This is a genomic window from Candidatus Pristimantibacillus lignocellulolyticus, assembly GCA_023639215.1.
Lineage (GTDB): Bacteria > Bacillota > Bacilli > Paenibacillales > Paenibacillaceae > Pristimantibacillus > Pristimantibacillus lignocellulolyticus.
The window spans coordinates 37,990-64,849 of record CP097899.1 but is presented as its reverse complement, the minus strand read 5'-3'; the positions used below and the strand labels follow the sequence as shown (position 1 = coordinate 64,849).

At 37.3% G+C, this 26,860-nt stretch carries 22 protein-coding genes and 1 other annotated feature; of the genes, 17 read left to right on the top strand and 5 right to left on the bottom strand.

Annotation, left to right across the window (positions count from 1 at the left end; genetic code table 11):
* Window positions 1-2: 2 nt before the first annotated feature.
* From NAG76_00260 to serC, 10 genes are all read left to right on the top strand, one after another.
* Complete coding sequence (locus tag NAG76_00260) at window positions 3-1,040, top strand: histidine kinase (GenBank protein ID URN94729.1); 1,038 nt, start codon at window positions 3-5, stop codon at window positions 1,038-1,040.
* On the top strand, window positions 1,037-1,699 hold the full coding sequence (locus NAG76_00255) for a response regulator transcription factor (GenBank protein URN94728.1): 663 nt from the start codon (window positions 1,037-1,039) through the stop codon (window positions 1,697-1,699). The genes NAG76_00260 and NAG76_00255 overlap by 4 nt, the downstream gene beginning before the upstream one ends.
* Window positions 1,700-1,779: 80 nt before the next feature.
* Window positions 1,780-2,202, top strand: a complete 423-nt coding sequence (locus tag NAG76_00250; GenBank protein ID URN94727.1) for a YugN-like family protein — start codon at window positions 1,780-1,782, stop codon at window positions 2,200-2,202.
* A gap of 263 nt (window positions 2,203-2,465) precedes the next feature.
* On the top strand, window positions 2,466-4,250 hold the full coding sequence (locus tag NAG76_00245; protein ID URN94726.1) for a trypsin-like peptidase domain-containing protein: 1,785 nt from the start codon (window positions 2,466-2,468) through the stop codon (window positions 4,248-4,250).
* A gap of 71 nt (window positions 4,251-4,321) precedes the next feature.
* Window positions 4,322-5,014 carry a response regulator transcription factor gene (locus NAG76_00240; GenBank protein URN94725.1) on the top strand — a complete coding sequence of 231 codons (693 nt, stop codon included), beginning with the start codon at window positions 4,322-4,324 and terminating at the stop codon, window positions 5,012-5,014.
* A gap of 4 nt (window positions 5,015-5,018) precedes the next feature.
* The gene (locus NAG76_00235) at window positions 5,019-6,488 is read left to right on the top strand and encodes a HAMP domain-containing histidine kinase (protein URN94724.1); all 1,470 of its coding nucleotides are present in this window, start codon (window positions 5,019-5,021) and stop codon (window positions 6,486-6,488) included.
* Window positions 6,489-6,836: 348 nt separating this feature from the next.
* Window positions 6,837-7,787: a 4-hydroxy-3-methylbut-2-enyl diphosphate reductase gene (locus NAG76_00230; protein URN94723.1), complete on the top strand. Its 951-nt coding sequence runs from the start codon at window positions 6,837-6,839 to the stop codon at window positions 7,785-7,787.
* 334 nt (window positions 7,788-8,121) lie between these two features.
* Window positions 8,122-9,186 carry a 3-deoxy-7-phosphoheptulonate synthase gene (aroF, locus tag NAG76_00225; protein URN94722.1) on the top strand — a complete coding sequence of 355 codons (1,065 nt, stop codon included), beginning with the start codon at window positions 8,122-8,124 and terminating at the stop codon, window positions 9,184-9,186.
* 592 nt (window positions 9,187-9,778) lie between these two features.
* Window positions 9,779-11,203 carry a type I glutamate--ammonia ligase gene (gene glnA, locus NAG76_00220; protein ID URN94721.1) on the top strand — a complete coding sequence of 475 codons (1,425 nt, stop codon included), beginning with the start codon at window positions 9,779-9,781 and terminating at the stop codon, window positions 11,201-11,203.
* A gap of 376 nt (window positions 11,204-11,579) precedes the next feature.
* Window positions 11,580-12,665, top strand: a complete 1,086-nt coding sequence (gene serC, locus NAG76_00215; GenBank protein ID URN94720.1) for a 3-phosphoserine/phosphohydroxythreonine transaminase — start codon at window positions 11,580-11,582, stop codon at window positions 12,663-12,665.
* Window positions 12,666-12,821: 156 nt separating this feature from the next.
* Here the strand turns inward: serC and NAG76_00210 are convergent, their stop codons facing one another.
* On the bottom strand, window positions 12,822-13,538 hold the full coding sequence (locus NAG76_00210) for a response regulator transcription factor (protein ID URN94719.1): 717 nt from the start codon (window positions 13,536-13,538) through the stop codon (window positions 12,822-12,824).
* 318 nt (window positions 13,539-13,856) lie between these two features.
* Here NAG76_00210 and trmL point away from each other — a divergent pair, with 318 nt between their 5' ends.
* The 3 genes from trmL (at window position 13,857) to NAG76_00195 (ending at window position 15,629) form a co-directional block, all read left to right on the top strand.
* A complete protein-coding gene (trmL, locus tag NAG76_00205; GenBank protein URN94718.1) occupies window positions 13,857-14,321 on the top strand; it encodes a tRNA (uridine(34)/cytosine(34)/5-carboxymethylaminomethyluridine(34)-2'-O)-methyltransferase TrmL in 465 nt (154 codons plus the stop codon).
* 123 nt (window positions 14,322-14,444) lie between these two features.
* Entirely contained in the window at window positions 14,445-14,693 is a 249-nt protein-coding gene (locus NAG76_00200) for an AbrB/MazE/SpoVT family DNA-binding domain-containing protein (GenBank protein ID URN94717.1), read from the top strand.
* A 291-nt stretch (window positions 14,694-14,984) separates the two neighbouring features.
* On the top strand, window positions 14,985-15,629 hold the full coding sequence (locus tag NAG76_00195; protein ID URN94716.1) for a hypothetical protein: 645 nt from the start codon (window positions 14,985-14,987) through the stop codon (window positions 15,627-15,629).
* Here the strand turns inward: NAG76_00195 and NAG76_00190 are convergent.
* Window positions 15,619-16,329: a DUF2161 family putative PD-(D/E)XK-type phosphodiesterase gene (locus tag NAG76_00190; protein URN94715.1), complete on the bottom strand. Its 711-nt coding sequence runs from the start codon at window positions 16,327-16,329 to the stop codon at window positions 15,619-15,621. The genes NAG76_00195 and NAG76_00190 overlap by 11 nt on opposite strands.
* Before the next feature lie 380 nt (window positions 16,330-16,709).
* Between NAG76_00190 and NAG76_00185 the strand changes: the two genes are divergently transcribed.
* Window positions 16,710-18,605, top strand: coding sequence for a PrkA family serine protein kinase (locus tag NAG76_00185; protein ID URN94714.1), 1,896 nt, complete (start codon window positions 16,710-16,712; stop codon window positions 18,603-18,605).
* 347 nt (window positions 18,606-18,952) lie between these two features.
* On the opposite strand, the gene NAG76_00180 is transcribed toward NAG76_00185, so the two are convergent.
* Both NAG76_00180 and NAG76_00175 read right to left on the bottom strand, forming a co-directional pair.
* The gene (locus NAG76_00180; protein URN94713.1) at window positions 18,953-20,233 is read right to left on the bottom strand and encodes a glycoside hydrolase family 27 protein; all 1,281 of its coding nucleotides are present in this window, start codon (window positions 20,231-20,233) and stop codon (window positions 18,953-18,955) included.
* Between the two features lie 132 nt (window positions 20,234-20,365).
* The gene (locus NAG76_00175; protein ID URN94712.1) at window positions 20,366-21,253 is read right to left on the bottom strand and encodes an AraC family transcriptional regulator; all 888 of its coding nucleotides are present in this window, start codon (window positions 21,251-21,253) and stop codon (window positions 20,366-20,368) included.
* Window positions 21,254-21,491: 238 nt separating this feature from the next.
* Window positions 21,492-21,743: a binding site (T-box leader), on the top strand.
* Between the two features lie 90 nt (window positions 21,744-21,833).
* On the opposite strand from NAG76_00175, the gene leuA reads away from it, so the two are divergent.
* Both leuA and NAG76_00165 read left to right on the top strand, forming a co-directional pair.
* Complete coding sequence (gene leuA / locus NAG76_00170; protein ID URN94711.1) at window positions 21,834-23,492, top strand: 2-isopropylmalate synthase; 1,659 nt, start codon at window positions 21,834-21,836, stop codon at window positions 23,490-23,492.
* Between the two features lie 128 nt (window positions 23,493-23,620).
* Window positions 23,621-25,393: a glycerophosphodiester phosphodiesterase gene (locus NAG76_00165; protein URN94710.1), complete on the top strand. Its 1,773-nt coding sequence runs from the start codon at window positions 23,621-23,623 to the stop codon at window positions 25,391-25,393.
* Between the two features lie 151 nt (window positions 25,394-25,544).
* Here the strand turns inward: NAG76_00165 and NAG76_00160 are convergent, their stop codons facing one another.
* Window positions 25,545-26,090: a 50S ribosomal protein L25 gene (locus NAG76_00160; protein ID URN94709.1), complete on the bottom strand. Its 546-nt coding sequence runs from the start codon at window positions 26,088-26,090 to the stop codon at window positions 25,545-25,547.
* A gap of 376 nt (window positions 26,091-26,466) precedes the next feature.
* Between NAG76_00160 and NAG76_00155 the strand changes: the two genes are divergently transcribed.
* The gene (locus tag NAG76_00155) at window positions 26,467-26,733 is read left to right on the top strand and encodes a YfhJ family protein (protein URN94708.1); all 267 of its coding nucleotides are present in this window, start codon (window positions 26,467-26,469) and stop codon (window positions 26,731-26,733) included.
* Window positions 26,734-26,860: the final 127 nt, after the last annotated feature.

Genomic DNA, 26,860 nt, shown 5'->3' with positions numbered 1-26,860 from the left:
TAATGGCTTCTATTAAACTTAATAAAGTAAAAGCATTTTCGCTCGCTAATCGAGTTCTGCTACTTTCGATTAGTTCTACGTTGCTCGGACTTGTACTTTATATTTTGTTAGAACCTCACTATCATACGATTTCACTTTGGCTTATAACGGTTGTAGTAACGGTACTTTTTAGTGCCGTTCTTGCTCATTTTGTTACTAGAAAAGAACGTAATAGTTTAGAACGATTGGAATATGCGATCAAAAATGCAGTAAACGGTGATTATGGAACAAGGGTTAGTTATAATCAAGACGATCCGCTTAATGAGCTGTTTGAACAATTTAATGAGTTTCTTGAGCAGACAGAGCAAAAACTCTCCTATTTACAAGTGTTGGGCGAGGCTCGAGTTATTCAGGAATCTGCTTCTATTGAGTCTGCTGTTCTAGAAGAACGTAAACGACTTGCTCGTGATTTGCATGATAGTGTAAGTCAGCAATTATTTGCCATTCATATGTGTGCATCGTCTATTACTAAATTGCGTGAAGTGAATCCCGATCAAGCGGATCAAGTAACGTTACAACTTGTAACAATGTCGAGTACAGCTCAGCAACAGATGCGGAAATTTATCGCACATTTAAGACCGATGGAGTTAGAAAACCGCAGCTTACAAGGAGCATTAACTCACTGGTATCCAGATTACTGTCGGCAAAACAATATTCAGGGTAAATTAGAGTATCGTATCGAGGCGCCTTTATCAGAAGCAAAAGAGCATCAACTCTTTCTGATCATCCAAGAGGCGATGGCTAATATTGTGAAACATTCTCAGTCTCAAAGCTGTCAATTAACACTATATGAGACAGATAGCCAAGTGATTATGACACTGCAAGATGATGGAATCGGCTTTAAACATGAAGCGTTATCGAGAAAATCATATGGTCTTTCAACGATGCAAGAACGAGCTCAGAAGCTAAGTGGATTAACTGAAATTATTAGTAAAGAAGGTAGAGGTACGATTGTCAAAGTAACGATACCTAAGCTAAAGGAAAAGGAGCTGCAGTCATGAGTATAGATGAGACGGTGAATATTATGATCGTCGATGACCATGATATGGTTCGATTAGGTTTGAAAACATATTTGATGTTGGAACCTAGTTTCTCTGTTATCGCAGAATGTAGTCATGGTCAAGAAGCACTATCATTGCTGAATTCGATGGATGATTCTCAGCATCCTGATCTAATATTAATGGACTTAATGATGCCTGTAATGAATGGTATAGAAGCAACGAGGAGCATTATCCAGCGTTACCCTAATATGAGAATTGTAATGCTAACAAGCTTTCTTGAAGATGAGAAAGTATATCAATCAATTGAAGCGGGAGCAATTAGTTATGTGCTGAAAACCGTTTCTTCGGAAGAATTAATCTTTGCTTTGAAAGGCGCTCTTAAAGGTATGCCTGTTATGACAACGGAAGTTTCACAGTCGTTGACGAGAGGCTTACGTGTACAACGTACTCAACAAGGCGATGAAAGTTTTACAGAGAGAGAAAGAGAAGTACTACTACTCGTTGCTGACGGTATGTCTAACAAAGAAATTGCAGATGAGCTTCATATTAGTATTAAGACGGTGAAGACACATGTTAGTAATCTGCTTATGAAATGCGAACTTGATGATCGGACGCAATTAGCAGTACTTGCTCACCGAAAAGGATGGGCTAATCGCTAGTTTCTAATTACTCGTATAGTACGATTACCTTTGATGCATACTAATTCCCAATATGAGTCGATATGATGAGGGGGATCTGTATGATTACTATTTCTTCGCAAATTGCTGGCAAGCAGCTTGCTTTTGATGAGATGAATCAAGCCAGTAACGCACTTGGGTTCATGCTTGGGGGCAATTGGGATTATGATGGGGGATTTTTTGATCAATCGTTGGATACTGAGAATAAAGTATGGTTACGCGTACCATTCAAAGTTATTAATGGTGAGATCTCAAGTGAAGTAGGTCATTCTGATGCCTATATTGAACTTAGTGAACCATTTGTGTTGAATCATGTCTACAATGAAGGTAACGATCCTAGCGGTAATGTAAGTGTGATTTCTGCTTCTTTCAATCAATTTCAAGCGCCGATTGATCCAGATGCGCCGGTATCTGATAAATGGGCACAGAAAGGGAAGCAGGCGGTTGTTCGACTGGAAGAAGCATTAAAGCATTTATTGAAATAAGTAATTCAATGCATTCGCTTACGAATACGACCACAAATACATATTATATCTAATGAAAAATCCTCTCTGGCAGTGTAAACTAATGCCAAGAGAGGATTTTTATTTTCGTTTATAGCTATTTTAAGTTTGTTTTAAGGTAAATTGTGCAAGATAGAGATATCAAAATAATAGGTTATGAAATTGATATAGAATATGCTTTGGAAAAACCACGATTGGTAGATTTAATTTCAAAAGTATATGAATAGTTTTAGGAGGAGCGCAAAATGGATAATAACAATAAAAATAATTATGATGATTTCTTCAAGAATGAAGGAAATTCCAATGCATCAGCAAGTGGTAATAAAGCCGAGACGAATAATGGTACAAAGTCAGATTATAATGCGATTAATGAACAAAGAGGACAATCACAACAAGAGGTATACGGTCAATCTCCATATTCTAATCCTAATGAACCCAATCGTAATCAATCTGCAAGTGTACAAGATGCAGAGTATACTCCGGTGAATAGTGAATCAACTTCATACGGATCTTCTACAGTGCAAAGTCAAGATGATACGATGTACTATTATACTTATGGTAATGGGCGCCCACCCGCTCAAGATCAAACAAATGCTATATCGCAAAATCAAACCAATTCAACATCAACATATCAACAAGCAACATACGGAAATCAGACAACAACTCCTGTTTATAATGAGCAAGCACAAGTTGGAACTAATTATCGCCCATTTACCACATCACAAGTTGGTGGAAATGATCCTTTTGGTTCCAAAAAGGAAAAAAATCCGAATGGGTTTGGTAAGATTTTCTTATCGTTTATGGCTGGTGTCATTGCAGTAGGATTATTAATGTACACTGCAGATGTACAAAATTGGTTCTCTCAAGAAGTAACCGTTTCGAAGCAAACAACTTCTATGAATAATGGATCAAGCGACTCATCGAAAACAACTACTTCTGAAAAAGGCAGTACAGCTTCTACAAGTACGCCGTTAGCGGATCGTCCTAATAACATTGCATCTTTGTTCGCATCAGCGAGTCCTGCTGTAGTAAAGATTGAAACCTATTCATCCTACTCATCTGGTGGCGGAGGATCAAGTTCTTTACTCGATGATCCATTTTTCAGACAATTCTTCGGTGATAATATTCCGAAATCTAATGGCGGAGGTTCAGGTTCTAGTAGCGATTTGCAACAAACAGGTATGGGAACTGGGTTCTTCTTCGATGAAACAGGTTATCTTCTAACGAATCAACATGTTGTTGGAGATGCTGATGAAATCCGTGTCGTTGTTGAAGGATACGAAAAACCATTTGTTGCTGAACTTCTTGGTTCAAGCTATGAGCTAGATCTGGCTGTCCTGAAAATAAAAGGTGATGAGAAATTCCCTACACTTCCATTAGGAAGCTCAGAAGATATTAAAATCGGTGACTGGGTTATAGCAATTGGTAACCCATATGGTTTTGATCATACGTTAACGGTTGGTGTGTTGAGTGCCAAAGAGCGTCCGATTGATATTTCTGATACAGAAGGTACTCGTAACTATGAAAATCTTCTGCAAACAGATGCTTCGATCAATCCAGGTAACTCTGGTGGTCCGTTACTTAACACAGATGGAGAAGTTATTGGTATTAACACCGCAGTAAGTTCTACAGCGCAAGGGATAGGATTTGCGATACCAACTTCAACAATTAATGAAGTGTTAGAATCGTTGAAAAACAATACAGCAATACCAAAACCAGCTTCACCATTTATCGGGGCTGATTTGCAAAATCTAACGGAAGATATTGCAAAAGAATTAGGTTTGTCTACTACTGAAGGCGCAATTGTAAGAAGTGTCTACTATAATTCTCCTGCCTATGTCGGAGACTTAAAACAATTTGACGTTATTACTGGTGTAGATAATGAAACGATTAAAACGATGACTGAGCTTATCACATATATCCAATCGAAAGAGGTCGGTGAAACGATAGAGCTTCAAATTATTCGTAACAATAAAGAGATGTCCCTTTCTATTACAATTGGCGATAAAAACGAATTTGGATTAAAATAGGATACAATATAAATAAAGACGCGGGGTATAGATCTCTGCGTCTTTATTAATAAACTGTGGAGGTTATACATATGAGACAACATATATTAGTCATAGATGACGATGATAAAATTACGTCGATGTTGAGGCGTTCACTTGCCTTTGAAGGATATGAAATAACGATTGCTAACAATGGTGCTGACGGTTTAAAAAGCTTCATGATGAAAGAGCCTGATCTCGTTATACTAGATGTCATGATGCCATATATCGATGGAATGGAAGTATGTCGTCGCATTCGTGAAAGTGGAAGTCAAGTTCCAATTCTCATGCTTACTGCCAAAGATGAAGTGAACGATCGAGTAAAAGGTCTTGACTTAGGTGCTGATGATTATGTAGTTAAGCCATTTGCACTAGAAGAGCTACTTGCAAGAGCTAGAGCATTGTTCAGACGAAAAGTAGACAAGCTAGACAAATCAGAAAGTGTATTAACATACGAAGATCTTGTGCTTGATATCGATGCAAGAGAAGCGATTCGTGCGGGAAGAAGAATTGAATTAACTTCGAAAGAGTATGACTTATTATTATTATTTATGCAAAATCCGAAGCGGGTTTTAACTAGAGATACGATTATGGAGAAAATATGGGGATATGATTTCAGTGGAGAATCGAACGTTCTTGAAGTATATATCGCGATGTTGCGCCAAAAGCTAGAGGAAGGCGGTCATAGTCGAATTATTATTACAGTTCGTGGAACTGGTTATGTGCTTAGAGGAGAGGTAGGTTAAAGCTTTGTCACTACGATTAAGATTAACACTATGGTATTCAGGTTTACTTACTGGAGCATTAATAATATTCGGTGTTATCGTCTATTTATTCATTAACTGGAATACGTATGCTGAGCTTAGAGAAATGGTTAAGACAGAAAGTGAAGGGTTGGTAATTACAGGAACATTAATGTTAGATAAGCTCGATCTCAATCTTGACCGTCAATCACGAATTGAAGGTAAAAATATTTATGTTCAGTTAATCAATTATCGCGAAGGAAAGTATAGACAATCTACAAATTTGTTCGAACAAAATTTTGTTATTCCTTATCCGGATGCTTCACCATCGTTGCAAAATGGTTTTGTTGAGGTAATGGTGGAACTTGATCATAAGAAATATCGTATGATTACTTATCAACGACCACTTGAGATTAATGGCGTGTTAGTTGGATTGCTACAAGTTGGAGCGATTCCATATAATGAAGATCAATTTTTAATTGGATTACGTAATACATTACTTTTTTCTTCTGTTATCGTTGTCCTTATTGCATTTACAGTTGGTTTAATTATTGCTAGAAAAGCATTACGTCCAATTGAAAATGTGATCAACGCTACTAAACAGATCGAGAATGGTGCAGATCTAAGTGTACGAATACCTATGCCGATAGCGAAAGATGAGATTGGTACACTTGTCACTACGCTCAATATGATGCTCTCAAGGTTGGAGAAGGCTTACAATGAATTAGATGAAGCATATATGGCTCAGCGACGTTTTGTGTCTGATGCATCGCACGAACTTCGAACCCCACTTACGACAATTCGTGGTAATATCGATTTACTAGATAAAATGTGGAAGCAGACAGAGCAACAAAGTGGAGCGATAAGTGATCAATTAGAAAGCGTGAATTTAAGCGGTACTCATTTTGAATTATCATATGAAGCAATTACAGATATTTCGGCAGAAGCTAAACGAATGTCTACGCTTGTAAATGATCTTCTTGCACTTGCTCGTGCTGATGCGGGATATGTAATGGAGAAAGAAAAAGTAGATATTCATAGTTTAACTGAAGCTGTTGTTCGCCGAGCTCAGTTACTTCCTAGAGAAGCAAATTGGGAAGTTGGCGACCTCTCTGAATTGAAGGATGTCTATATTCGAGGTAGTGAAGATTATCTTCAACAACTATTGTTTGTCTTTATTGAAAATGCGTTTAAATACACGCCAGACGGAGATGTGAATTTCACGGTTAGAAGAACGGAACATCATATTGCTTGGATAATAGAAGATAACGGAATTGGAATGAATCCTGATCAAGTTCCACATATATTTGACCGCTTCTATCGCGCAGACGTGTCTCGTGGGGTAACGGTTGGTACAGGGCTTGGTCTAGCAATCGCTAAATGGATTCTCGATGAACATCAAGGTAGCGTTGAAGTAGCTACTTTGGAAGGTAAAGGAACGACATTTACGGTATGGTTGCCGATAGACTTTTCCTAATTAGGAGTATGGTCTATAATAGAAGTAGTTCAAAAATCGGAATTTGATAACGATGATTGACTTCATCGTATATTCGACATCGAATATGAAGCGAACTTGGGAAGTCCGGTACGCGTGTACTAGTAATGTACACTTGCGCTTCCTCCTTCCGCAAGTAGCACTTCATCTTCTTGGTTCTGAAATCCCGCTTTTAGATCTTCCATTTTAAGAGGTAGTTCAAAAAGCGGAATTTGATAACGATGATTGACTTCGTCGTATATTCGACATCGAATATGAAGCGAACTTGGGAAGTCCGTATATAAGAATTTATCTATTGATGGTAATGATAATGAGAGTAGGTGCGCTGAGATGGAAATCGTGAAAATATCTCCACGAGGTTATTGCTACGGAGTAGTGGACGCAATGGTATTGGCATTGCAAACTGCAAAAAATGAAAATTTGCCAAAACCGATTTATATATTAGGTATGATTGTTCATAATGCACATGTTACTGATGCATTTGAAACAGAAGGCGTGATCACATTAGACGGTGAAAATCGTCTTGAAATACTGGAACAAATTGAAACGGGTACAGTCATTTTCACAGCTCATGGTGTTTCGCCTGAAGTTCGTCAAAGAGCTCGTGATAAAGGTTTAACCGTCGTTGATGCAACATGTCCTGATGTTACGAAAACTCATGATATTATTCGAGAGAAGAGCGAATTAGGTTTCCATACCATCTATATTGGCAAGAAGGGTCATCCTGAGCCAGAAGGTGCGATTGGTGTTGCTCCTGACATGGTGCATTTAATAGAGAAAGATCATGAGATTGCAAACTTGCAATTTGATGAGAAGACTCCTCTTCTAATTACGAATCAAACGACGATGTCGCAATGGGATATTAGACATATCATTGACCAGTTGAAGGAGAAGTTCCCTCATGCTGAAGTTCATAATGAGATATGTCTAGCGACTCAAGTTCGTCAAGAAGCAGTAGCTGGTCAAGCAGGTGAGGCGCAGTTATGTATCGTAGTTGGTGACCCTCGTAGTAATAACTCTAATCGATTAGCTCAAGTATCTGAAGAGATTGCGGGTGTGAAAGCTTACCGTATTGCTGATCTTTCCGAGTTAAAGCAAGAATGGCTGCAAGGTATTGATCGTGTAGCAGTAACTTCAGGTGCTTCTACACCGACGGCTTTAACTAAAGAAGTGATAGAATATCTTGAGAAGTATGATCATAATGATCCATCAACATGGGAACTTACACGTTCAGTGAACATGAGTAAAATTCTACCGAGAATTAAGACTAAAACCACATAATAAATATCTTTAGCTCTTTATTACTATTCGTTTTTAGTAATGAAGGGCTTTTTTATTTCATGATTGGAACATCGCAGTGGCGGTGTTCAACCTTCCAGATTGGAACAACCAAAATAGCTAATCTAATTCAACTGTTGACGAATGAAGAAAACTGATGTATATTTACTTTAACGAATAAAAGCATAAAAGCATAACAGCGTCGAAGCTTAAAAGCAAACAAGCGTAAAAGCGAGAAAGCGTATTTGCATGAAAGTCAAAATGTTTCAGTTGAACAGTAAATGTTAATGTAACAACACATCATATAGCTTAAAAAGCGAAAAGGGAGAGATTAGTTATGATCGTAATAACAAAAAATAATGTAGCAGATGAGCGTATTTCAGAGATCGTATCATTTATTGAACGAAAAGATGGCATGCAAGCCCATGTATCCAAAGGAGATGATCGTACGGTCATCGGAATTATCGGTCAAGCAGATTCACAGTTAGGAGAACAATTAAGAGCGATGAAAGATGTAGAGAACGTTATCAAAATTTCAAAATCATATAAGCTAGCGAGCAGAGACTTCCACCCGGATGATACTGTTATTGAGATTAATGGCGTCAAAATTGGTGGGGAGCATGTCGTTGTAATGGGTGGCCCGTGTGCTGTAGAAAACCCAGAGCAAATTGATGAAATAGCCCGACTTGTGAAAGCTGCTGGTGGTCAAGTGTTACGCGGTGGCGCATTTAAGCCTAGAACAGGACCTTACAGCTTCCAAGGTGTTGGTGTTGAAGGTTTAGTTATGATGGCAGAAGCAGGCAAGAAACATGGCTTGCTGACGATCACAGAGGTTATGACACCGGAATATGTAGATGTGTGCGCGGAGTACGCTGATATTTTGCAAGTAGGTACACGGAATATGCAAAACTTTGATCTACTTCGTAAACTAGGTACAATCAAAACTCCGGTATTATTGAAACGTGGCTTCAGTGCAACTTATGATGAACTACTGAATGCAGCGGAATACATTCTTGCAGGTGGCAATCCTAATGTAATGTTATGCGAGCGTGGAATTAGAACATTTGAAACCTATACTCGTAATACATTAGATCTTACTGCAATTCCTGTATTACAATCTTTAAGTCATCTACCAGTAATTTCTGATCCAAGCCATGGAACAGGTAGACGTGAACTAGTAGAACCGATGTCTAAAGCTTCCTTAGCAGCTGGTGCGAATGGTTTAATCATTGAAATGCACACAGATCCTGATAATTCTATGACAGGTGATGGTGTACAATCATTATTCCCAGATCAATTTGCTAACCTTCTGAAAGACCTTGAGAAATTAGCACCTATTGTTGGTAAATCATTCAATACAGTTAAAGCTCCTGCGGAAGATTTTAAAGAGTGGAAGAAATAGATTTGAACGATAATATTAACGTGAGTGGAATCTATTCCTATTATACCTAGTTGTAAATTGAGAAGTCTTTGAATAATTCGTGTTTACGAATTGATTTCAAGGGCTTCTTTCTTATGCAAAGAGAGATGGATCTTTGTTCAAACACACAAACATAACATGAAGATAGTGGTTTTTTTAACATATTATGAATGCAATATGCGCTAATCATGTTGTAACATTCACTTTACTAATATATGAAACATCTGATGGTACTATTGAACGAAAGAAGATGTGAATTGAAAATGTTTCTATAAAAATGTATAATGCTGCAAATTAAGAGGTAATTTGTTTGTACTTTTCTACATAATTTTTGTGCAAAAATGATGCAAAGACAACGCTTTCATCGTCAGAAATAACCGAAAATCCTTGATGTATAAGGGTTTTTCAACTCATGTTAGGTTTGTGAGTTAACCTAACATATGCATAAAAAATACCTTACATGACTATTGACGATACTTATAGTGAGAATTATAATTACAACATAAAGTTAAACGAGAAATTGAACATTATTCTACTATTACATCTGATTGTTCGGAAATGGAGGAAGTTTTATATGTCAGCACAACAAATTATCAAAACTCTTGAAGAAAACAACATTTTATTCGTAGATTTTCGTTTTATCGGTCTTAATGGTGGGGTACATCACATCACGTTGCCAACTACTGAAGTAAGTGAAGATACTTTCGTAGAAGGTGTAGCATTCGACGGTTCATCTATCCCTGGTTTCCGTGGAATTGAAGAATCAGATATGGTCATGGTGCCAGACACTGAATCTGCATTCATAGATCCGTTCACAATTCACCCAACACTTAACATCATGTGTAACATTCATACTCCGAATGGTGATCGTTATGATCGTGACCCACGTAGTATTGCTCAAAAGGCTGAAGAATATCTACAAACTACAGGCGTTGGAACTACAGCGTTCTTCGCTCCTGAATCTGAATTCTTCATTTTTGATGATGTTCGTTTTAGCAATGACATGAAATCTTCTTACTATTCTGTAGATTCTGAGGAAGCTGCTTGGAACACTGGACGTAAAGAAGAAGGCGGTAATCTTGGATTCAAAGTTGGCGTTAAAGGTGGTTATGTACCAGTAGCTCCTACTGATGCACAACAAGATATCCGTTCTGAAATGGTTCGTGTTATGCAAGAAACTGGACTTCGCGTTGAACGTCATCACCATGAAGTTGCAACTGCTGGTCAAGCTGAAATTAACTTCCGTTTCGATACATTAACAAAAACAGGTGACAACCTACTTAAATATAAATACATCGTACAAAACGTTGCAAAACAATGGGGCAAAGTAGCTACATTCATGCCGAAACCACTATTTGGTGATAACGGTAGCGGTATGCACGTTCACTCTTCTATCTTCAACGGAGATGAGCCTTTGTTCTATGAAAAAGGTGCTTATGGTAACCTAAGCAAAATGGCTATGAGCTATATCGCTGGTATTCTTTACCACGCTCCTGCTCTAATCGCTATTACTAACCCAAGTACAAACTCCTTCAAACGTCTAGTTCCTGGCTATGAAGCACCAGTTAACTTGGTATTCTCTAAAGGTAACCGTTCTGCAGCTGTTCGTATTCCAATTGCAGCAGTATCTCCTAAAGGCTGTCGTATCGAGTTCCGTACTCCTGATACTACTGCTAACCCTTACCTTGCATTTGCAGCTATGTTGCTTGCAGGTCTTGATGGTATCAAAAAAGGTCTTGATCCAGTTGCTCTTGGTTATGGACCATTCGATAAAAACATTTACGATCTTCCTGAAGAAGATAAAAAAGAAATCCGTAGCGTTCCAGGTTCACTAGAAGAAGCTCTTGATGCTCTTGAGTCTGATTCTACATTCTTGACTGAGAACGGCGTATTCTCTGAAGACTTCGTTGCTAACTATATCGCTTTGAAACGTTCTGAAGCGAAACAAGTAGCAATCCGTATTCATCCGCATGAATTCAACCTATACTTCGGTTGCTAATTAGTTAGCACGAAGTAATGATATTCTCTTTATGGGGAAATTTTAGAAAGCTAATTTACTGACGAGTAATCGTTAGTAAATTAGCTTTTTTTGTCTGCGTGACGTAAGTAAAATAATAATGTGAAAGTATTCACAAAATATTAACACAATAATCTGATAAATTTTGATATACTAATTAAACCATATAGAAGAGTGAATGTTCACCTCAATAATTATCTATTTTCAAGCTATATTTAGGTAAAATCCGAATGTTCGTTATCGAAAGTTAGAATATGTTCGACTTTTTAGTAATAGTGAAATGATTTTACTTGATGGAATGTACTAAAATTGATATAGTTTAAGATATTGATGGTGTAATCAGAAAGGATGAAATTTAATGACACGTGCTTATAATTTTAATGCTGGTCCTGCGGCAATTCCTTTGGAAGTATTAGAGCAGGCTCAAGCTCAATTTGTTGATTATGAAGGTGCAGGCATGGCAATAATGGAAATGTCTCACCGTAGTGCACTTTATGAAAAAGTGAATCAAGAGGCTCAAGATGTACTTCGTGAGTTATTGAACATTCCATCTAACTACAAAATTTTATTCCTTCAAGGTGGAGCAAGTACACAATTTGCAATGATTCCGATGAACTTCCTTTCAGAGGGTAAAGTTGGAGCATATGTAGATACAGGTGCTTGGGCTGGTAAAGCTTACAAAGAAGCTACTGTTGTAGGTGAAGCGGTTATTGTTGCTTCTACTAAAGAGGATAAATATATGCGTATGCCTGAAGCTTCTGAGATTGTTGTCCCGGAAAATGCAGCATATGTACATATTACTACTAACGAAACAATTGGTGGGGTTCAATTCCAAAGCTTCCCTGAGATTGATGGAGTACCACTAATTGCTGATATGTCTAGTGATATTTTGAGTCGTCCAGTAGATGTAAGTAAATTCGGTATGATCTATGCTGGAGCTCAGAAAAATCTTGGACCATCAGGTGTTACTGTAGTTATCGTACGTGAAGATCTAATTGCTGCTAGTCCAAAAACGATTCCAGCAATGTTCCGTTATGATACTCATGCTAATGCAAATTCTCTATACAATACACCACCTTCTTTTGGCGTTTTCATGGTTGGTCTAGTATTGAAATGGATTAAAGAAAAAGGTGGACTTGAAGTACTTGAACAGTTCAACCTTAATAAAACAAAACTTATTTATGATGTTATTGATGAGAGCAATGGATTCTATGTTGGATGTGCGAATAAAGAAAATCGTTCCGCAATGAATATTACTTTCCGTATTGCTAACGAAGATCTTGAGAAGAAATTCATCAAAGAGTCTGAGGCTGCTGGATTTGTAGGATTAAAAGGTCACCGTGATGTTGGTGGACTTCGTGCTTCAACATATAATGCAGTTCCACTTGAAAGCTGCGAGGCTTTGGTGACATTTATGAAAGAATTCCAAGCTAATAACGCCTAATTTAAGAGGTAGTTCAAAATGTTCGCCCGTGATCATGCGGTTATGCTAGCGTAGCTAAATCGGCGTCGAATATGAAGTGAACTTGCACTAATAATATAACAAAGACCGCTCTTATCTCGTAACTGAGATAGAGCGGTCTTTGCTTGCTAGTAATTATTATGCAAATGAACTACTGTTTATCTTCGGTGGTTGCAGCTTATATCCAACATTGCGAATCGTTGTAATATACTCAGGATTGCGGGCATTACGTTCAATTTTATCGCGAAGATGACTAATATGAACATCTACGATTCTAGTGTCGCCCAAGAAGTGGTAATCCCAAACTCCATGCAGTAATTGTTGACGACTTAACACTTTTCCTTCATGCTTACAAAGGAACAGTAACAATTCAAATTCTTTCGGAGTAAGCTCGATTAACTGATCATTGAGAAATACTTGGCGTTGGTCAGCCCAAATGTTCAATGAACCAATTTGATATTGTATATCTTTACTTATTCCAGGTAAAGTATCAATTCTACGGAAAATAGCTGTAATACGTGAGATTAATTCTTGCGGACTAAATGGTTTCGTCATATAATCGTCGGCACCATTATCAAGACCTTTAATTTTGTCGGCGATGTCATGGAGTGCAGTAAGCATTATAATAGGAACAGCATTATTTTGATTTCGTAGTATACGGCAAACTTCAATTCCGTTCATTTTCGGAAGCATTAGATCAAGTATAATTAAGTCAGGACGAAATACTCTTAAAGATTGAAAGACGGCTTCGCCATCAGCAACGCATAAAACTTCAAAGCCGGCAAGCTTTAAGTTGAATTCAATCAATTTGGAAATTGAAGGCTCGTCATCAACAATTAATATTTTCTTTTGCATAGTAACACTCCTTAAACTTTTCATAGCTTCTCGATTTACTTCTAGAAATGAAAAGTACATCGGAAGGTTGTGCTAAACTTTTCATAGCTTCTCGATTTACTTCTAGAAATGAAAAGTACATCGGAAGGTTGTGCTTAAACTTTTCATAGCTTCTCGATTTACTTTTAGAAATGAAAAGTACATCGGAAGGTTCACTTTGATTATTATTTTAAGTATGCAGGAGAACAATAACCTCAGAATTAACGTTCTGTAAATTTGATGTAAAATATTGAGAGTTTGTTAACAGAATATGAATTCATAAGAGAATGGAGAATAATAATGGCTTTTCATATCGTTTTAGTCGAACCAGAAATCCCAGCAAATACAGGTAATATTGCTCGAACATGCGCAGCGACAGGGGCACATTTACATCTAGTGCGTCCTCTTGGGTTCAGCACGGATGACAAACAATTAAAGCGTGCTGGCTTAGATTATTGGCATGCAGTGAACGTACAGTATTATGATTCCTTTGCTGAATTACAAGAGAAAAATAGTGCTGCTAATTTTTATTATGCTAGTACAAAAGCAAAAAAAATGTATTCTGACGTTTCATATCAAGATGGAGATTTTATTGTTTTTGGTAAAGAAACAAAAGGATTACCTGAGGAATTAATTTATAGTAATATTGAAAATTGTATTAAAATGCCGATGACGGATGCAGTAAGATCATTGAATTTATCCAATTCTGCTGCTTGTATTTTGTATGAAGCATTAAGACAAAATGACTTTCCAAACCTATTGTGAAAAATAGGAAATTAATATTTTAATATATTTGCAGGAATATGTAACTCTTTGTCGAAAATAAATAAAGCATGGTTTTCTCTCGAAATTACTTGCAAATTTATTCGACACAAGAGAGGTGAAATAATGAAACCAGCAGGCGTGGTAAGAAAAGTGGATCAGCTAGGACGTATTGTCCTACCCAAATCACTTCGCAAGCGTTATCTGATGAATGAAGGTGACCCTGTTGAAATTTTTGTACAGGGAGATCATATTATCTTGGAAAGATACCGTCCTAAATGCGTATTCTGTGGTTCTATGGTCGAAGTCGTTGACTTCAAAGAAAGATATGTATGTGAAGCATGCATGACTGAAATGAATCTACTTAAAAATTAGTATTTTCTAGTCAAAGTTTTAATCAAAAAAGCAGCTATCTTCTCCTAGTGAGAAAGATAGCTGCTTTTTTGTGTTGAAGGCCTAAAGTCCGTTTGTTTTATCTTCGTTATATGAACTAGTCATAATAGCCGTTAGAAATAAAACAAAAACTGTAATAACAATCCAAAAATTCATGGTATAAGCACCTCCAGTAACTAATACCTATTATAACCAACACGTACCAAAAAGAAAACTTCAAAAATTAAGAACATATTGAGCGCATTTGGGATATGAGTATAGTAGGGAAGGAAGGTGAATAGTTTGAAGAGAAAAGAGCAACATAAAAATAAAGAGTCTGCACGAATTAATTCTAAAGTGAAAAATTCGATTGCCGGCAATGCGAAAAGAAAAGCAACAGAACAAACCGCAATAAAGAAAATCAATAAAAATCCAAAATCATCTGAGAAGTCAATCAAAGCTAATAATACACAACATAAAGAAAAATTGTTAGAGCAAAGTAAGGAACAACAGACAGTTGAAGAGATTACAACTAATTTTCCCACGCGAAACGAGTCTGACCATCAAGCAGAACGATTAATAAATGATCTTCACAAATCCAAAAGTGAACAAGACAACTTACGCAGCATGGACAATAAAGCAGCAAAGTTTCTGGAAAAATGTGAAAAAAGTAAGTTTTTGAAGGTCGGAAAAAGAAATTCAACGACCAATGAAATTATTCCGATTCAATTGCCTGATGGTCTACCTAACAAAATATTAATGAAAGCTCTTCTAAAAGAGCAACAAACTTTAACTGTTTTACACGATCAAGTTATTCAATTAGATCAAGAAGATGAAAGTTCCATTGATGTTCATCTTGAATCTGTCAATAGAGACCAACTTACAACGTTAGTTAAAGAATTGGATGGATTAGTAGGGCAATTTACAGCTAGGAATTAGTCCATCCATTTATGACGTTCTCATATTCCAATAATGCGGCATGACCATCGGCAGTTAACATGTATTTGCCACGTTCAACTTTATGAAACCAACCGTAGTAATTATGGCGCAATATTACAGCTACATTAGCAACGCCAGAATGTGTGCTTAGGTTTTTCGGGGATGATAATTCCAGTTGTTGTAGTGAGAGGGCACAGCGAAGTGCTTTCTCACGATACGATGTTACCAGTTTGCGAGCATGACTACCACCGACATTATAATCACCAGTACGCTCTTTAAATTCTTGTAGCAGACGTTTACCTTTACGTACGCGATTATATCGGATAGGTTCATCTTCTGGCAAACATAAGATGTCAACGACTGCTGCTTTGGTCCGATAGAAGGTTACAGTCATAAGTCCAATATTGAGTCTACGACAAAGCTCGGTTAGATCACCATATCTTTGATTCACTGCACCTGATTTTTTGCGATTTCGCTCAATAGCCAAATAAACTTGAGCACCTAATCTTTGACGTTCAACTCCTTGCAGAAGTAATGCAAGATTGAACGTTTTTTTCATTTCAACAATTATTGTTTCTTCCGTTTCAGGATGAATAGCGACAAGATCGCAATGATTCACCTCTGCCTTAACCTCATAACCTCTATGTACAAAATAACTCTTAATCGGATCATACAATTCCTCTTCTTTAGAGATGGCCATTTCATCTTACTCCCTTAAATCAACAATGATATTTCTATTATATCAAAGCTAGCTAAATCGTATATAAATGATATGAATAAGTGAGTAAAATGTTTTGTTGATTGGCTACTTACAGCACATCGTTATCAAAGTCTAATTTCTAAACAACTTCTTTAAGGGCGGGGAATGGCGTCGCTACTAGTGTCATCGAAATTGCTAAATAAAAATAATAATGTTGATAACGTATTAATTGATTAACGTTAAAATAATGGGCAATATCCTACTATCACAAGCATACAATAGAACTAAGTTAAAGGTTATGTTTGTTAGTGCTAGGCGATCTCCCAAAGCGGAGAAGATAGATGATGTAGGTGTCAGATGTGATTGGGAGGAGGCAAAGGATGGATATTTTCAAACGTATATCAGAGTATCAGGCAGAGAGTGAACGATTAGCTTGGTCAGGTACATTTAGAGAGTATGTAGAAATATTGAAAAATGATGTCTCTCCTGCGATGACTGCGCATTCTAGAGTATATGAGATGATTGAATCGCATGGGGTCGAAGTGAAAAATGGACAGAAAAAGTATAAATTTTTTGAGGAGGAAATATTCGGACTTGATCGAGCAGTCGAAAAGTTGGTAGAAGAATATTTCCATTCTGCTGCACGACGATTGGATGTAAGAAAGCGTATTTTGCTATTAATGGGTCCTGTAAGTGGAGGTAAGTCAACTTTAGTTACGATGATTAAGCGAGGACTAGAGAGCTTTTCTCGTACGGAGAAAGGTACTGTTTACGCGATCGAAGGTTGCCCAATGCATGAGGAACCGCTACATCTCATTCCACAGGAATTAAGAAGTGAAGTGGAAGCAAGTTTAGGGGTTAGAATTGAAGGCAATCTATGCCCTAGTTGCCAATTAAGATTGAAGGATCAATATAACGGCAATATTGAAGATGTTCGGGTGGAGCGAGTATTTATTTCTGAAGATGATCGCATTGGGATTGGTACATTTAGTCCATCTGATCCAAAGTCACAAGATATTGCTGATCTAACGGGTAGTATAGACTTTTCAACAATTACAGAGTACGGGTCAGAGTCAGACCCAAGGGCATATCGTTTTGATGGTGAGCTGAATAAGGCGAATCGTGGCGTTATGGAATTTCAAGAAATGTTGAAATGCGATGAGAAATTTCTTTGGAATTTACTTAGTTTAACGCAAGAAGGAAACTTTAAAGCAGGTCGGTTTGCGTTGATCTCGGCAGATGAACTTATTATTGCTCATACGAACGAAACGGAGTATAAAGCTTTTATTAGTAATAAAAAGAACGAAGCGTTGCAATCTAGGATGATTGTTATGCCAATACCATATAATCTGAATGTGACAGAAGAGGAGAAAATCTATAGCAAGCTCATCTCAGAGAGTGATATGAAGCATGTGCATATCGCGCCACATGCACTTCGCGCTGCTGCCATTTTCTCTATACTTACTCGTTTAAAAGAAACGAAGAAACAGGGTATGGACCTTGTGAAAAAAATGCGGATGTATGATGGTCAAGAAGTTGAAGGGTTCAAGGAAGCTGATCTGAAAGAAATGCAAAATGAATATGCTGAAGAAGGTATGTCTGGCATCGATCCACGTTATGTTATCAACCGTATTTCAAGCGCGCTTATTAAGGGCGATATGGAGTGTATTAACGCACTCGATGTATTGCGTGCATTGAAAGATGGATTGGATCAACATGCATCAATTACGAAGGAAGAACGAGAGCGGTATTTGAATTTTATTTCTGTTGCACGTAAAGAGTATGATGATCTTGCTAAGAAAGAAGTTCAGAAGGCATTTGTCTACTCATTTGAGGAGTCTGCACGGACATTATTTGAAAATTACTTAGATAATATTGAAGCTTATTGCAATTGGGCGAAAATCAAAGATCCGCTTACTGGTGAAGAGATGGATCCTGATGAGCGTCTAATGAGATCTATTGAAGAACAGATAGGCATTAGTGAAAATGCGAAGAAAGCTTTCCGAGAAGAAATACTTATTCGTATCTCATCATATTCACGAAAAGGCAAGAAGTTTGATTTTACTAGTCATGAACGATTGCGTGAAGCGGTTGAGAAAAAATTATTTACTGATTTGAAAGATATCGTAAAAATTACGACTTCAACGAAAACACCTGATGAGAGTCAATTGAAACGAATAAATGAAGTATCTGCACGACTTATGGAAGAGCACGGTTATTGCCCGGTATGCTCTAATGAATTACTGCGCTACGTAGGAAGTTTACTGAATCGATAGTAGAGTGCTACCTTGACAGGGTAGCAGTCTTGCATGCTTGGAAAAATGGGTATTAGGCAATAAAAATGATGTCTATATGGTGGGATGGGATACAAAAGTAGAAATAGGCACTAAAATTAGTGCCCCTGTTCTAGATAATAGTATTCAAATCAGAAATAAACACTAAAAATAGTGTCTCTGCATTCGAATGAGCTTTAAAAACAGAAACAGACACTAAAAATGATGTCTATCTCACAAGGTAACACCTCATGTGATTATCAGCAAAACGAGCTAGTTTACTCGTCATCCTCATGACGAATAGCTAGCTCGTTTTTTGCTTTGTAACGGATCAGCAGATATGAAAAAAATTATTTTAACAATTGGAACACTTTCGCACCATGTGATGGGATAGTGAACGCATTGGCTTCATTGGAAGCAATAGTAGTGTTCTCCCATGCATCGATGACTAGAGTGTATTTTTGCAGATCGTTAACATGTGTAGTAAGTTCAGATGTAAGTACTTGCTCACCGATATTGAAAATGGCTACATAAGTAGAATCGTTCTCACCATCCGCAGTCCATACAATACAATGACTCGTACGGGAGTATAAACGGGCGTTTGCAGAGTGTTGATTCATGTCAATGATATGTTGGTTCGTAATAAGATTCAACGTCCACTCATCATTATCTCGAAGCTCACCTCCGAAGAAAAGTGGAGAACGGAAAATACCCCATAGCGACATCATTGTAACTTGCTCATCTTTTGTGAAGCGAGTCCATCTGTCTGCTCCACCACCATCAACTGAACGTATGCCAATATGTCCTAGTGGCAGCATGTCACAGTCAGGCCAGTTACCGTTTCCTGACTTACCCTGCCATTTCTCACAACGATCAAACATATCGAGCAGTAAAGACCAATGATCCCAGAAATCATCTGTCATACGCCACATATTGGCATGAGTAGATAAGAAGCCTGAATGTTCTAGTGGTGCTGGACCTGGAGAAAGACTTAGAATGATCTGTCTACCACAATGTTGGATCGCATTTTGAATAAGCTCGATTTCAGGAAGATGAATATCATACAGGCGTGAGGCAGCAATATCATCGACTTTAATAAAGTCAACGCCCCAACTTGCATATAGTTCAAACAATGAGTTGTAATATTGCTGAGCACCATCTTGGTTAGCGTCAACACCATACATATCTGTATTCCAAGGGCAAATGGAATTTGGAGATGCGATTTGTCTAGCTGTAGCAGTTGTACCTTTAATTGCTGTATTATTATGCGCAGCCTGACGCGGAATACCCCGCATAATATGAATACCGAATTTCAAACCAAGTCCATGTACATAATCAGCTAAAGGCTTGAAGCCTTGTCCATCAGCTGCCGATGGGAATCGATTAACTGCTGGAATTAGACGAGAGAACTCATCCATTTCTAATGGGACGAACTGTCTATATTGTGATGAAACCGCACCAGGTTCACTCCACTGGATATCGACAACAATAGTGTCCCAACCAGTTGATAATAAATGTTCAGCCATATATTCAGCATTCCCGCGAATTTCAGCTTCAGTTACTGCTGCTCCATAACAATCCCAGCTATTCCATCCCATAGGTGGAGTAGGGGAGAAAAGACGATGATCCATTCGATATCCCTCCGATAAGTTGTTCAATATAAGTTGATAAGTAATACTTTATTGATCTTATCTTAATCGGTTTGGAAAGGGATTAATACGATAAAATAGCGTAACGAATAGCACAATATTGCACATATCAATTTAATTGAAATAAAGCTTATCATACTGCAATTGATGTTTCGATGAACGAAATGAAGCTGGAGTTTGACCGATTAATTTACGAAAAACTCTAATGTAGTAACTTGCAGAAGAATAACCGACTTCTTGTGCGATATATTCAAGCGAATGGTTAGTAGATAATAGTAAGGTTAGTGAGTTTTCAATCTTTTTTCTATTCAAATAGTCGTTGGGTGTGATGCCCATATATTTCGTGAATGATCGGATGAATTGATACTTGGACAATCCGAGTTGATTGGCAAGCTGCTCTTGACCGATCATATTCTGATAATGTTTATCAATATATTGCACAGCAGAGGTAATTGAATCTGGTAATTTTTTAGGTATAGGTGAAGACTCCGCATACTTTCTTAATTCAATAACAAAGGAATACACATAAGTAGAAGCGATATATTCGTCTGTAATTAAACCTGCTTGAGCGGCTGAGATAATCTCTTCAAGGATTTGAATTGGTTTACTAGTAGGTGGTAAAGAAGGTATACGCCCAAGAAACTGTACAATCTCATTCCAAAATGGAAGAATCGTATGTGGACGGATTAGAATGAAATAGAAATGCCACCCCTCCTGCTCTGGATCATAGTAATAACAATGATCGCTAGGGATTTCTGTAAGAAAAGCTTGATGCTTCTGAATTTTCATCCTTTGTTGTCCTATATCAAGTTGACCGCTGCCATTTAGCGTATATTGGAACAGCAGTAGCGGACCATCCTGACGCTCTAATCCATGCCAGCGATAATTATCATGCGTTATATTATCATGGCCAACGGCAAAAAGATGACAAAGCGGTAGATGAAGGTTGGAATAGTTATTGAAACGAAAGCCATAAGTTTCATATGGTAATTGAGTAGGCATGATAATATTCCTTTCAACTTGCATTGAGAGTACGTTTTTTTAGATATATGTATGAGTTGGAATTCGTTTATCTTGTTCATCATAGCATATTACAAAGTTTAATTTGACAAAAGTATAAGAGCTGTTTCATAATAGCTCATAAGTTCAAGCCTCCAAGTTAATATGAAATATATAGAAGATTCTTTTTTGAATAAGCTTGATAATATAGGGGCATATGTATTAGAATGAATAATAATAGTTAAATACGTTGAAGAGGAATAGTAAGATTTTCTGAACACTCAGAGAGCTGTTGGTAGGTGCGAAACAGCTGTAAAGAACTTCTGAACTAGCCTTGGAGTTACTCACTGAACAGGTTTTATGTAGGTGAAGTCGGAGCCTAACCGTTATCAATAGGAGGATACATGACGTAATGTCATCATCCGCTAAGAGCATACCAACAGGTATGAATTGGAGTGGTACCGCGTAAGATCACAAGTCTTTCGTCTCTATTTATGGAGACGGAAGACTTTTTTGTGTTTTCATAATGTAATTCAAGAAAGAAATGCAGGGAAAATATTAGAGAAAAAGGATGGTTATTAGGATGAAAAATTACGATAAGTATACTAAAGGTTATTTCATGCCACCTGTGTCCAGCTTGAAATGGACGCAAAAAGAATATATTACTGAAGCACCTACATGGTGTAGCGTTGATCTAAGAGATGGTAACCAGGCTCTAATCGTTCCTATGAATTTGGAAGAAAAACTTGAATTCTTCAAATTACTTGTAAAGATCGGATTCAAAGAAATTGAAGTAGGTTTCCCTGCTGCATCAGAAACTGAATTTACATTTTTACGTACACTAATTGAGCAAAACTTGATCCCTGATGATGTAACGATTCAAGTATTAACACAAGCAAGAGAACATATCATTAGAAAAACGTTTGAATCATTAAAAGGTGCTCCAAGAGCAGTTGTTCATTTATATAACTCGACTTCTGTTGCTCAACGTGAGCAAGTATTCAGAAAAACAAAAGAAGAGATCATTAATATTGCTGTAGCAGGTGCAGAGCTATTGAAAACATGTGCAGAGGAAACGGAGGGTAACTTCCAGTTCCAATACTCTCCTGAAAGCTTTACAGGTACAGAGGTTGAATTTGCATTAGATATTTGTAATGCGGTACTTGATGTATGGCAACCGACAGCAGACAATAAAGTCATTATGAACTTGCCTGTTACCGTATCTATGTCAATGCCTCACGTGTATGCAAGTCAGATTGAATATATGAGCGAAAATATGAAGTATCGTGAGAATGTCATTCTATCACTACATCCACATAATGATCGTGGTACTGGGGTTGCGGATACGGAGCTTGCAATTCTTGCAGGTGGCCAAAGAGTTGAAGGAACACTATTTGGTAATGGAGAAAGAACAGGTAATGTCGATATCATTACGCTTGCTTTGAATATGTATTCTCATGGTGTTAATCCTCAATTGAACTTTGAAAATCTTCCTGAAATTCGTGCAATTTACGAAAGATTGACGCGTATGACAGTTAATGAAAGACATCCATATGCAGGAGAACTTGTATTTACAGCATTTTCTGGCTCACACCAAGATGCAATTGCTAAAGGGATGAAATGGCGTGAAGAAGAAGATCGACAATATTGGTCAGTTCCTTACTTGCCGATTGATCCACTGGATATTGGTAGACAGTACGAGGGCGATATTATTCGTATTAATAGCCAATCTGGTAAAGGTGGCATCGGCTACTTATTGCAACAGAACTATGGTTTGGATCTACCTCAACTAATGCGTGAAAACTTTGGTTACAAAGTTAAAGATATATCCGATCGTTTGAACAAAGAAATTATGACAGAAGAGATTTATGATATTTTCAAAACTGAATATGTAAATATAAAAGCACCAATTGAATTTGTAAATTATCATTTCACGAAATCTGATGATTTCCAAACGGTAGTTACAGTGAAGATGAATGATCAGCTAATTGAATTAACGGGTACTGGCGAGGGCAGACTTGATGCGATTAGTAATGCATTGCAATCGAATCTAGAAGTGAATTTCTCTAATCTCACTTACAAAGAGCATGCATTGGATGTAGGATCAAAATCTCAAGCCGTTTCTTATATTGGAATTACAGCCATTGATGGAACGATGTATTGGGGTTGTGGAGTTGATGTAGACATTATGACTTCATCAGTAAAAGCATTAGTGAGTGCAATCAATAAAATGATTGGTTAATATGAATAAAGTGAGGGTTCGGCTATAGTAGCCGGACCTTTTTTTGCTTAGTGAGTTAGCTAGTCTTAATATATAAATAAATAGTATAATGGGACTATAACTAACTTTTGATAGGTAGGGGGAAAAGTATGCTTAGGCTGTTGAATAGAAGCATTCGAGATTTTCGGGCATCGTACCCCAAGCTACTCCTTTTTGAATATTTATTTATGTTACTGACGAGTGTAATCATCATTCCTGTTAATGCGTTTATTTTTAATCGGATATTAATGGTTGTCGGTTCTGGCTCATTGCTTAACGACGAAGTGTATCTGCTAGGACGCACTTTAGAAGGTGTTGTTGGACTAATTATGATTGGACTTGTTGCTTCATTTGCACTGTTTATAGAATTATGCGTGCTTATTATATTAGTTCAGCAACGCTTCTTTGGCAAAGAGATTGCGATCTCAGATGCAATATTAACTACACTACGCCAGACTCCACGATTATTTGGATATGGTATTTTCCAGTTGTTTATCATCTTACTTGTGCTTATACCGTTTATAGATTCGCCACTGTCTGCATCGTTCTATAAACTTTTCAATTTCCCTATTTTTCTGCAAAATCAAGTATTAGATGTTTCTTATACGATGACTTTAGTATATGTACTGTTGCTTATTACTGCATTGTATACGGTGCTACGTGGAATTTTTGTATTGCACTTTATCGTACTTGAAGGAAACACGATTGTTGAAGCAATTCGTAATAGTTTAGCTTTGACTCGGGGTAGAAGGTTGCAACTTTTCATTTGGCTATTTTTATTAAATAGTTTGGTGCTCGGGACAGGTTTTGTTGTGATTTCATCACTGTCTTATTTACCTTCTTGGCTAGATATTAATGTACTTAAAGTATTTTCAAATCATTATTCTTTGACGTTATCCACTATATTGACATATATGTTTGCTCTGCTGCTAATGCCGATTAATATTATCTTTCTTACTCGATTGTTCTATTATTTCGGTCGAATGAAAGGAATGAATTTACGGAATACTCTAATGGTTTATCCGAGTAAATTTGGTGGAATGGAGCGCCGTATCACCAATTATTTGAATAAGCGTGAACGAACACGGCTATTGTATGCGGGTATAGCTGTTATATACATAGGGTTAGCTTTATTTGTTGGCTTCAAAGCGAACGATAGTCTTGTTTATGCCAAATGGAGTGTACTAATATCGGCACATCGAGGCGATGTAGAAAGTGCTCCAGAAAACTCTCTTCCATCTATTGAGATGGCTATTGAGAAAGGAATTCAATCGGTTGAACTGGACGTTCAATTGACGAAAGATGGAGTAGCCGTAGTACATCATGACTATACGTTGAAGCGATTAGCTGGAGTGTCGGAGCGGGTGTCTAATCTCACTTATGCGGAAATTAGCAAGTTCTCTATCGGCTTGGATGCAAATGATCAACCCGTATATATTCCAGAATTAAGTGAAGTATTAACTATGACCAAGGGTAGAATCAAAGTGTTGCTAGATCTGAAGCCAGATGGTCTCGGTGATGAGCTAGCGAGAGAAGTTGTGGAGCTAGTCCAAGCTTTCGATATGGAGGAAGATGTCTACATTCAATCATTTGACAGTCATACATTAAAGCAAATTAGAGAAAAAGCACCGGATATTAAGATCGGTCAAATTTTATTTTTCGCTTTCGGTGACTTATCTATGCTTGATGTTGATTTCTATACTGTTGAACAAGTGATGCTAACAGAGCAGCTTGTAAAGAAGGCACACGCTTCAGGACGTGAAATATGGGTGTGGACGGTCAACAGCAGACATAATTTGAAGGAAGTATTGAAGTTCGATGTCGATGGCATTATAACCGATTATCCAGTACTCGCTCAGTCTATGGTTGAGATTGATTTCTAAGGTTGAAGCTGCGATTAGTCCTCTCTGCTACAATATAGGGAATGAATAGATAGTAAAAATGAGGTCTATAAATATTAAAAGAGGCTAATTCCTAGTCATGTTCAATGACTAGGAATTAGCCTCTTGCTTTTATAATTTCATTAAATAATTGCTATGGCTTTATAAGAGAAACAAGCTGCTCATTTTCACCTGAAATCATTATCACTTCAGGAGGAAGGGGAATATCCTTCATGAGTAAAAAGTGTCCAATTTCCATGTGGCTAATATCGATTTCAATACTTTTTGGTAAATATTTTGGAAGTGCTTCGACTTCAACGAACGTATTCTGAGTTTGAAGAACTCCGCCTAGTTTTGTACCAGCGGGAACACCCTTCAATTTCACAGGAAGCTTGGTACGCAATATTTCGTTTCTTTGGACGACTTGAAAATCTACATGTAGCAATTCCATAGTTATAGGGTTTTGCTGAAGCTCTTCAATTACAACAGAAACTGGATCCTGATTTGTAAACTGCAATTGCAGTGGACCACTTCCCTGTCTTATCCATTTTTGAAAACTAGTTACGGGAATATGAAACATTTGATTTGAAATGTTTTTGCCAAATAATATACCTGGCAAGCGTCCGTTATTTCTTAAGTGACGAAGCTCTGATGGCTTCTGATATAATCGCTCCACTGCTTGAATACAATTTGTTTCCATGTCTAACCGCTCCTCTTCATTATGTGATTACAGTTCCAAAACAACAGACTGCTTTCCCCAATGAGGGGTTATAAAGAGAAACACAGCATCACCACCCAGTTAATGTAAAAAACCCAATATATAAACGAAGGCACCTCACTTTTAAAAAAGTGAAATGCCATTGGGTTTCCAATACCATATCATTATTAGGAGGTAATGTCCAATTTTGATAGAGTTGTGAGTTGTCATATATAATTCTATCGGTTCTTTACTACAGGAATGAAAGACTGCTATCGCCTGTAATTTTTGACTTTGAATTTTGCGAAAAGTTTAGTATGATGATATTTTACATGAATGGCCATAAAGTTGATTATTATTTGAAGGAGATTATTATATTATGTTGGACAATATAAAGCGATTAACAGAACTATTAATGGAGAAAAATCCAGAGTTATCAGAGGAAAAGGCAATGCTGTGGGTAGAGCTATTATGGAGTGATTACGAATCAACCTCCGCCAAAGCTGGTTACAAATTTCAAGGAGCAGATTATACCGAGAATCTTATTCGCCAGCTAATTACTAGCTACGGAGATAAGCTACATTCATTTATCGCGAAAAATCCGAAGTATGCAGATATGTTAAGTGACCCAACAACAGGTAAATAGATTAGAATGTAGTAGTACATTTCAATATTTTCGTCTCGATTTTAGGCAAGAAATAAAAGAGAGTGCCAAAGGTTACCTTGGCACTCTCTTTTAGCTATGTGTAGATTCTTAATACCAAGCTCTACTA

Excerpts from the sequence above, each read along its gene's own strand:
- NAG76_00260 (URN94729.1), top strand. The coding sequence starts at position 3 with ATGGCTTCTATTAAACTTAATAAAGTAAAAGCATTTTCGCTCGCTAAT.
- NAG76_00255 (URN94728.1), top strand. The coding sequence starts at position 1,037 with ATGAGTATAGATGAGACGGTGAATATTATGATCGTCGATGACCATGAT.
- NAG76_00250 (URN94727.1), top strand. The coding sequence starts at position 1,780 with ATGATTACTATTTCTTCGCAAATTGCTGGCAAGCAGCTTGCTTTTGAT.
- NAG76_00245 (URN94726.1), top strand. The coding sequence starts at position 2,466 with ATGGATAATAACAATAAAAATAATTATGATGATTTCTTCAAGAATGAA.
- NAG76_00240 (URN94725.1), top strand. The coding sequence starts at position 4,322 with ATGAGACAACATATATTAGTCATAGATGACGATGATAAAATTACGTCG.
- NAG76_00230 (URN94723.1), top strand. The coding sequence starts at position 6,837 with ATGGAAATCGTGAAAATATCTCCACGAGGTTATTGCTACGGAGTAGTG.
- aroF (URN94722.1), top strand. The coding sequence starts at position 8,122 with ATGATCGTAATAACAAAAAATAATGTAGCAGATGAGCGTATTTCAGAG.
- glnA (URN94721.1), top strand. The coding sequence starts at position 9,779 with ATGTCAGCACAACAAATTATCAAAACTCTTGAAGAAAACAACATTTTA.
- serC (URN94720.1), top strand. The coding sequence starts at position 11,580 with ATGACACGTGCTTATAATTTTAATGCTGGTCCTGCGGCAATTCCTTTG.
- NAG76_00210 (URN94719.1), bottom strand. The coding sequence starts at position 13,538 with ATGCAAAAGAAAATATTAATTGTTGATGACGAGCCTTCAATTTCCAAA.
- trmL (URN94718.1), top strand. The coding sequence starts at position 13,857 with ATGGCTTTTCATATCGTTTTAGTCGAACCAGAAATCCCAGCAAATACA.
- NAG76_00200 (URN94717.1), top strand. The coding sequence starts at position 14,445 with ATGAAACCAGCAGGCGTGGTAAGAAAAGTGGATCAGCTAGGACGTATT.
- NAG76_00190 (URN94715.1), bottom strand. The coding sequence starts at position 16,329 with ATGGCCATCTCTAAAGAAGAGGAATTGTATGATCCGATTAAGAGTTAT.
- NAG76_00185 (URN94714.1), top strand. The coding sequence starts at position 16,710 with ATGGATATTTTCAAACGTATATCAGAGTATCAGGCAGAGAGTGAACGA.
- NAG76_00180 (URN94713.1), bottom strand. The coding sequence starts at position 20,233 with ATGGATCATCGTCTTTTCTCCCCTACTCCACCTATGGGATGGAATAGC.
- NAG76_00175 (URN94712.1), bottom strand. The coding sequence starts at position 21,253 with ATGCCTACTCAATTACCATATGAAACTTATGGCTTTCGTTTCAATAAC.
- leuA (URN94711.1), top strand. The coding sequence starts at position 21,834 with ATGAAAAATTACGATAAGTATACTAAAGGTTATTTCATGCCACCTGTG.
- NAG76_00165 (URN94710.1), top strand. The coding sequence starts at position 23,621 with ATGCTTAGGCTGTTGAATAGAAGCATTCGAGATTTTCGGGCATCGTAC.
- NAG76_00160 (URN94709.1), bottom strand. The coding sequence starts at position 26,090 with ATGGAAACAAATTGTATTCAAGCAGTGGAGCGATTATATCAGAAGCCA.
- NAG76_00155 (URN94708.1), top strand. The coding sequence starts at position 26,467 with ATGTTGGACAATATAAAGCGATTAACAGAACTATTAATGGAGAAAAAT.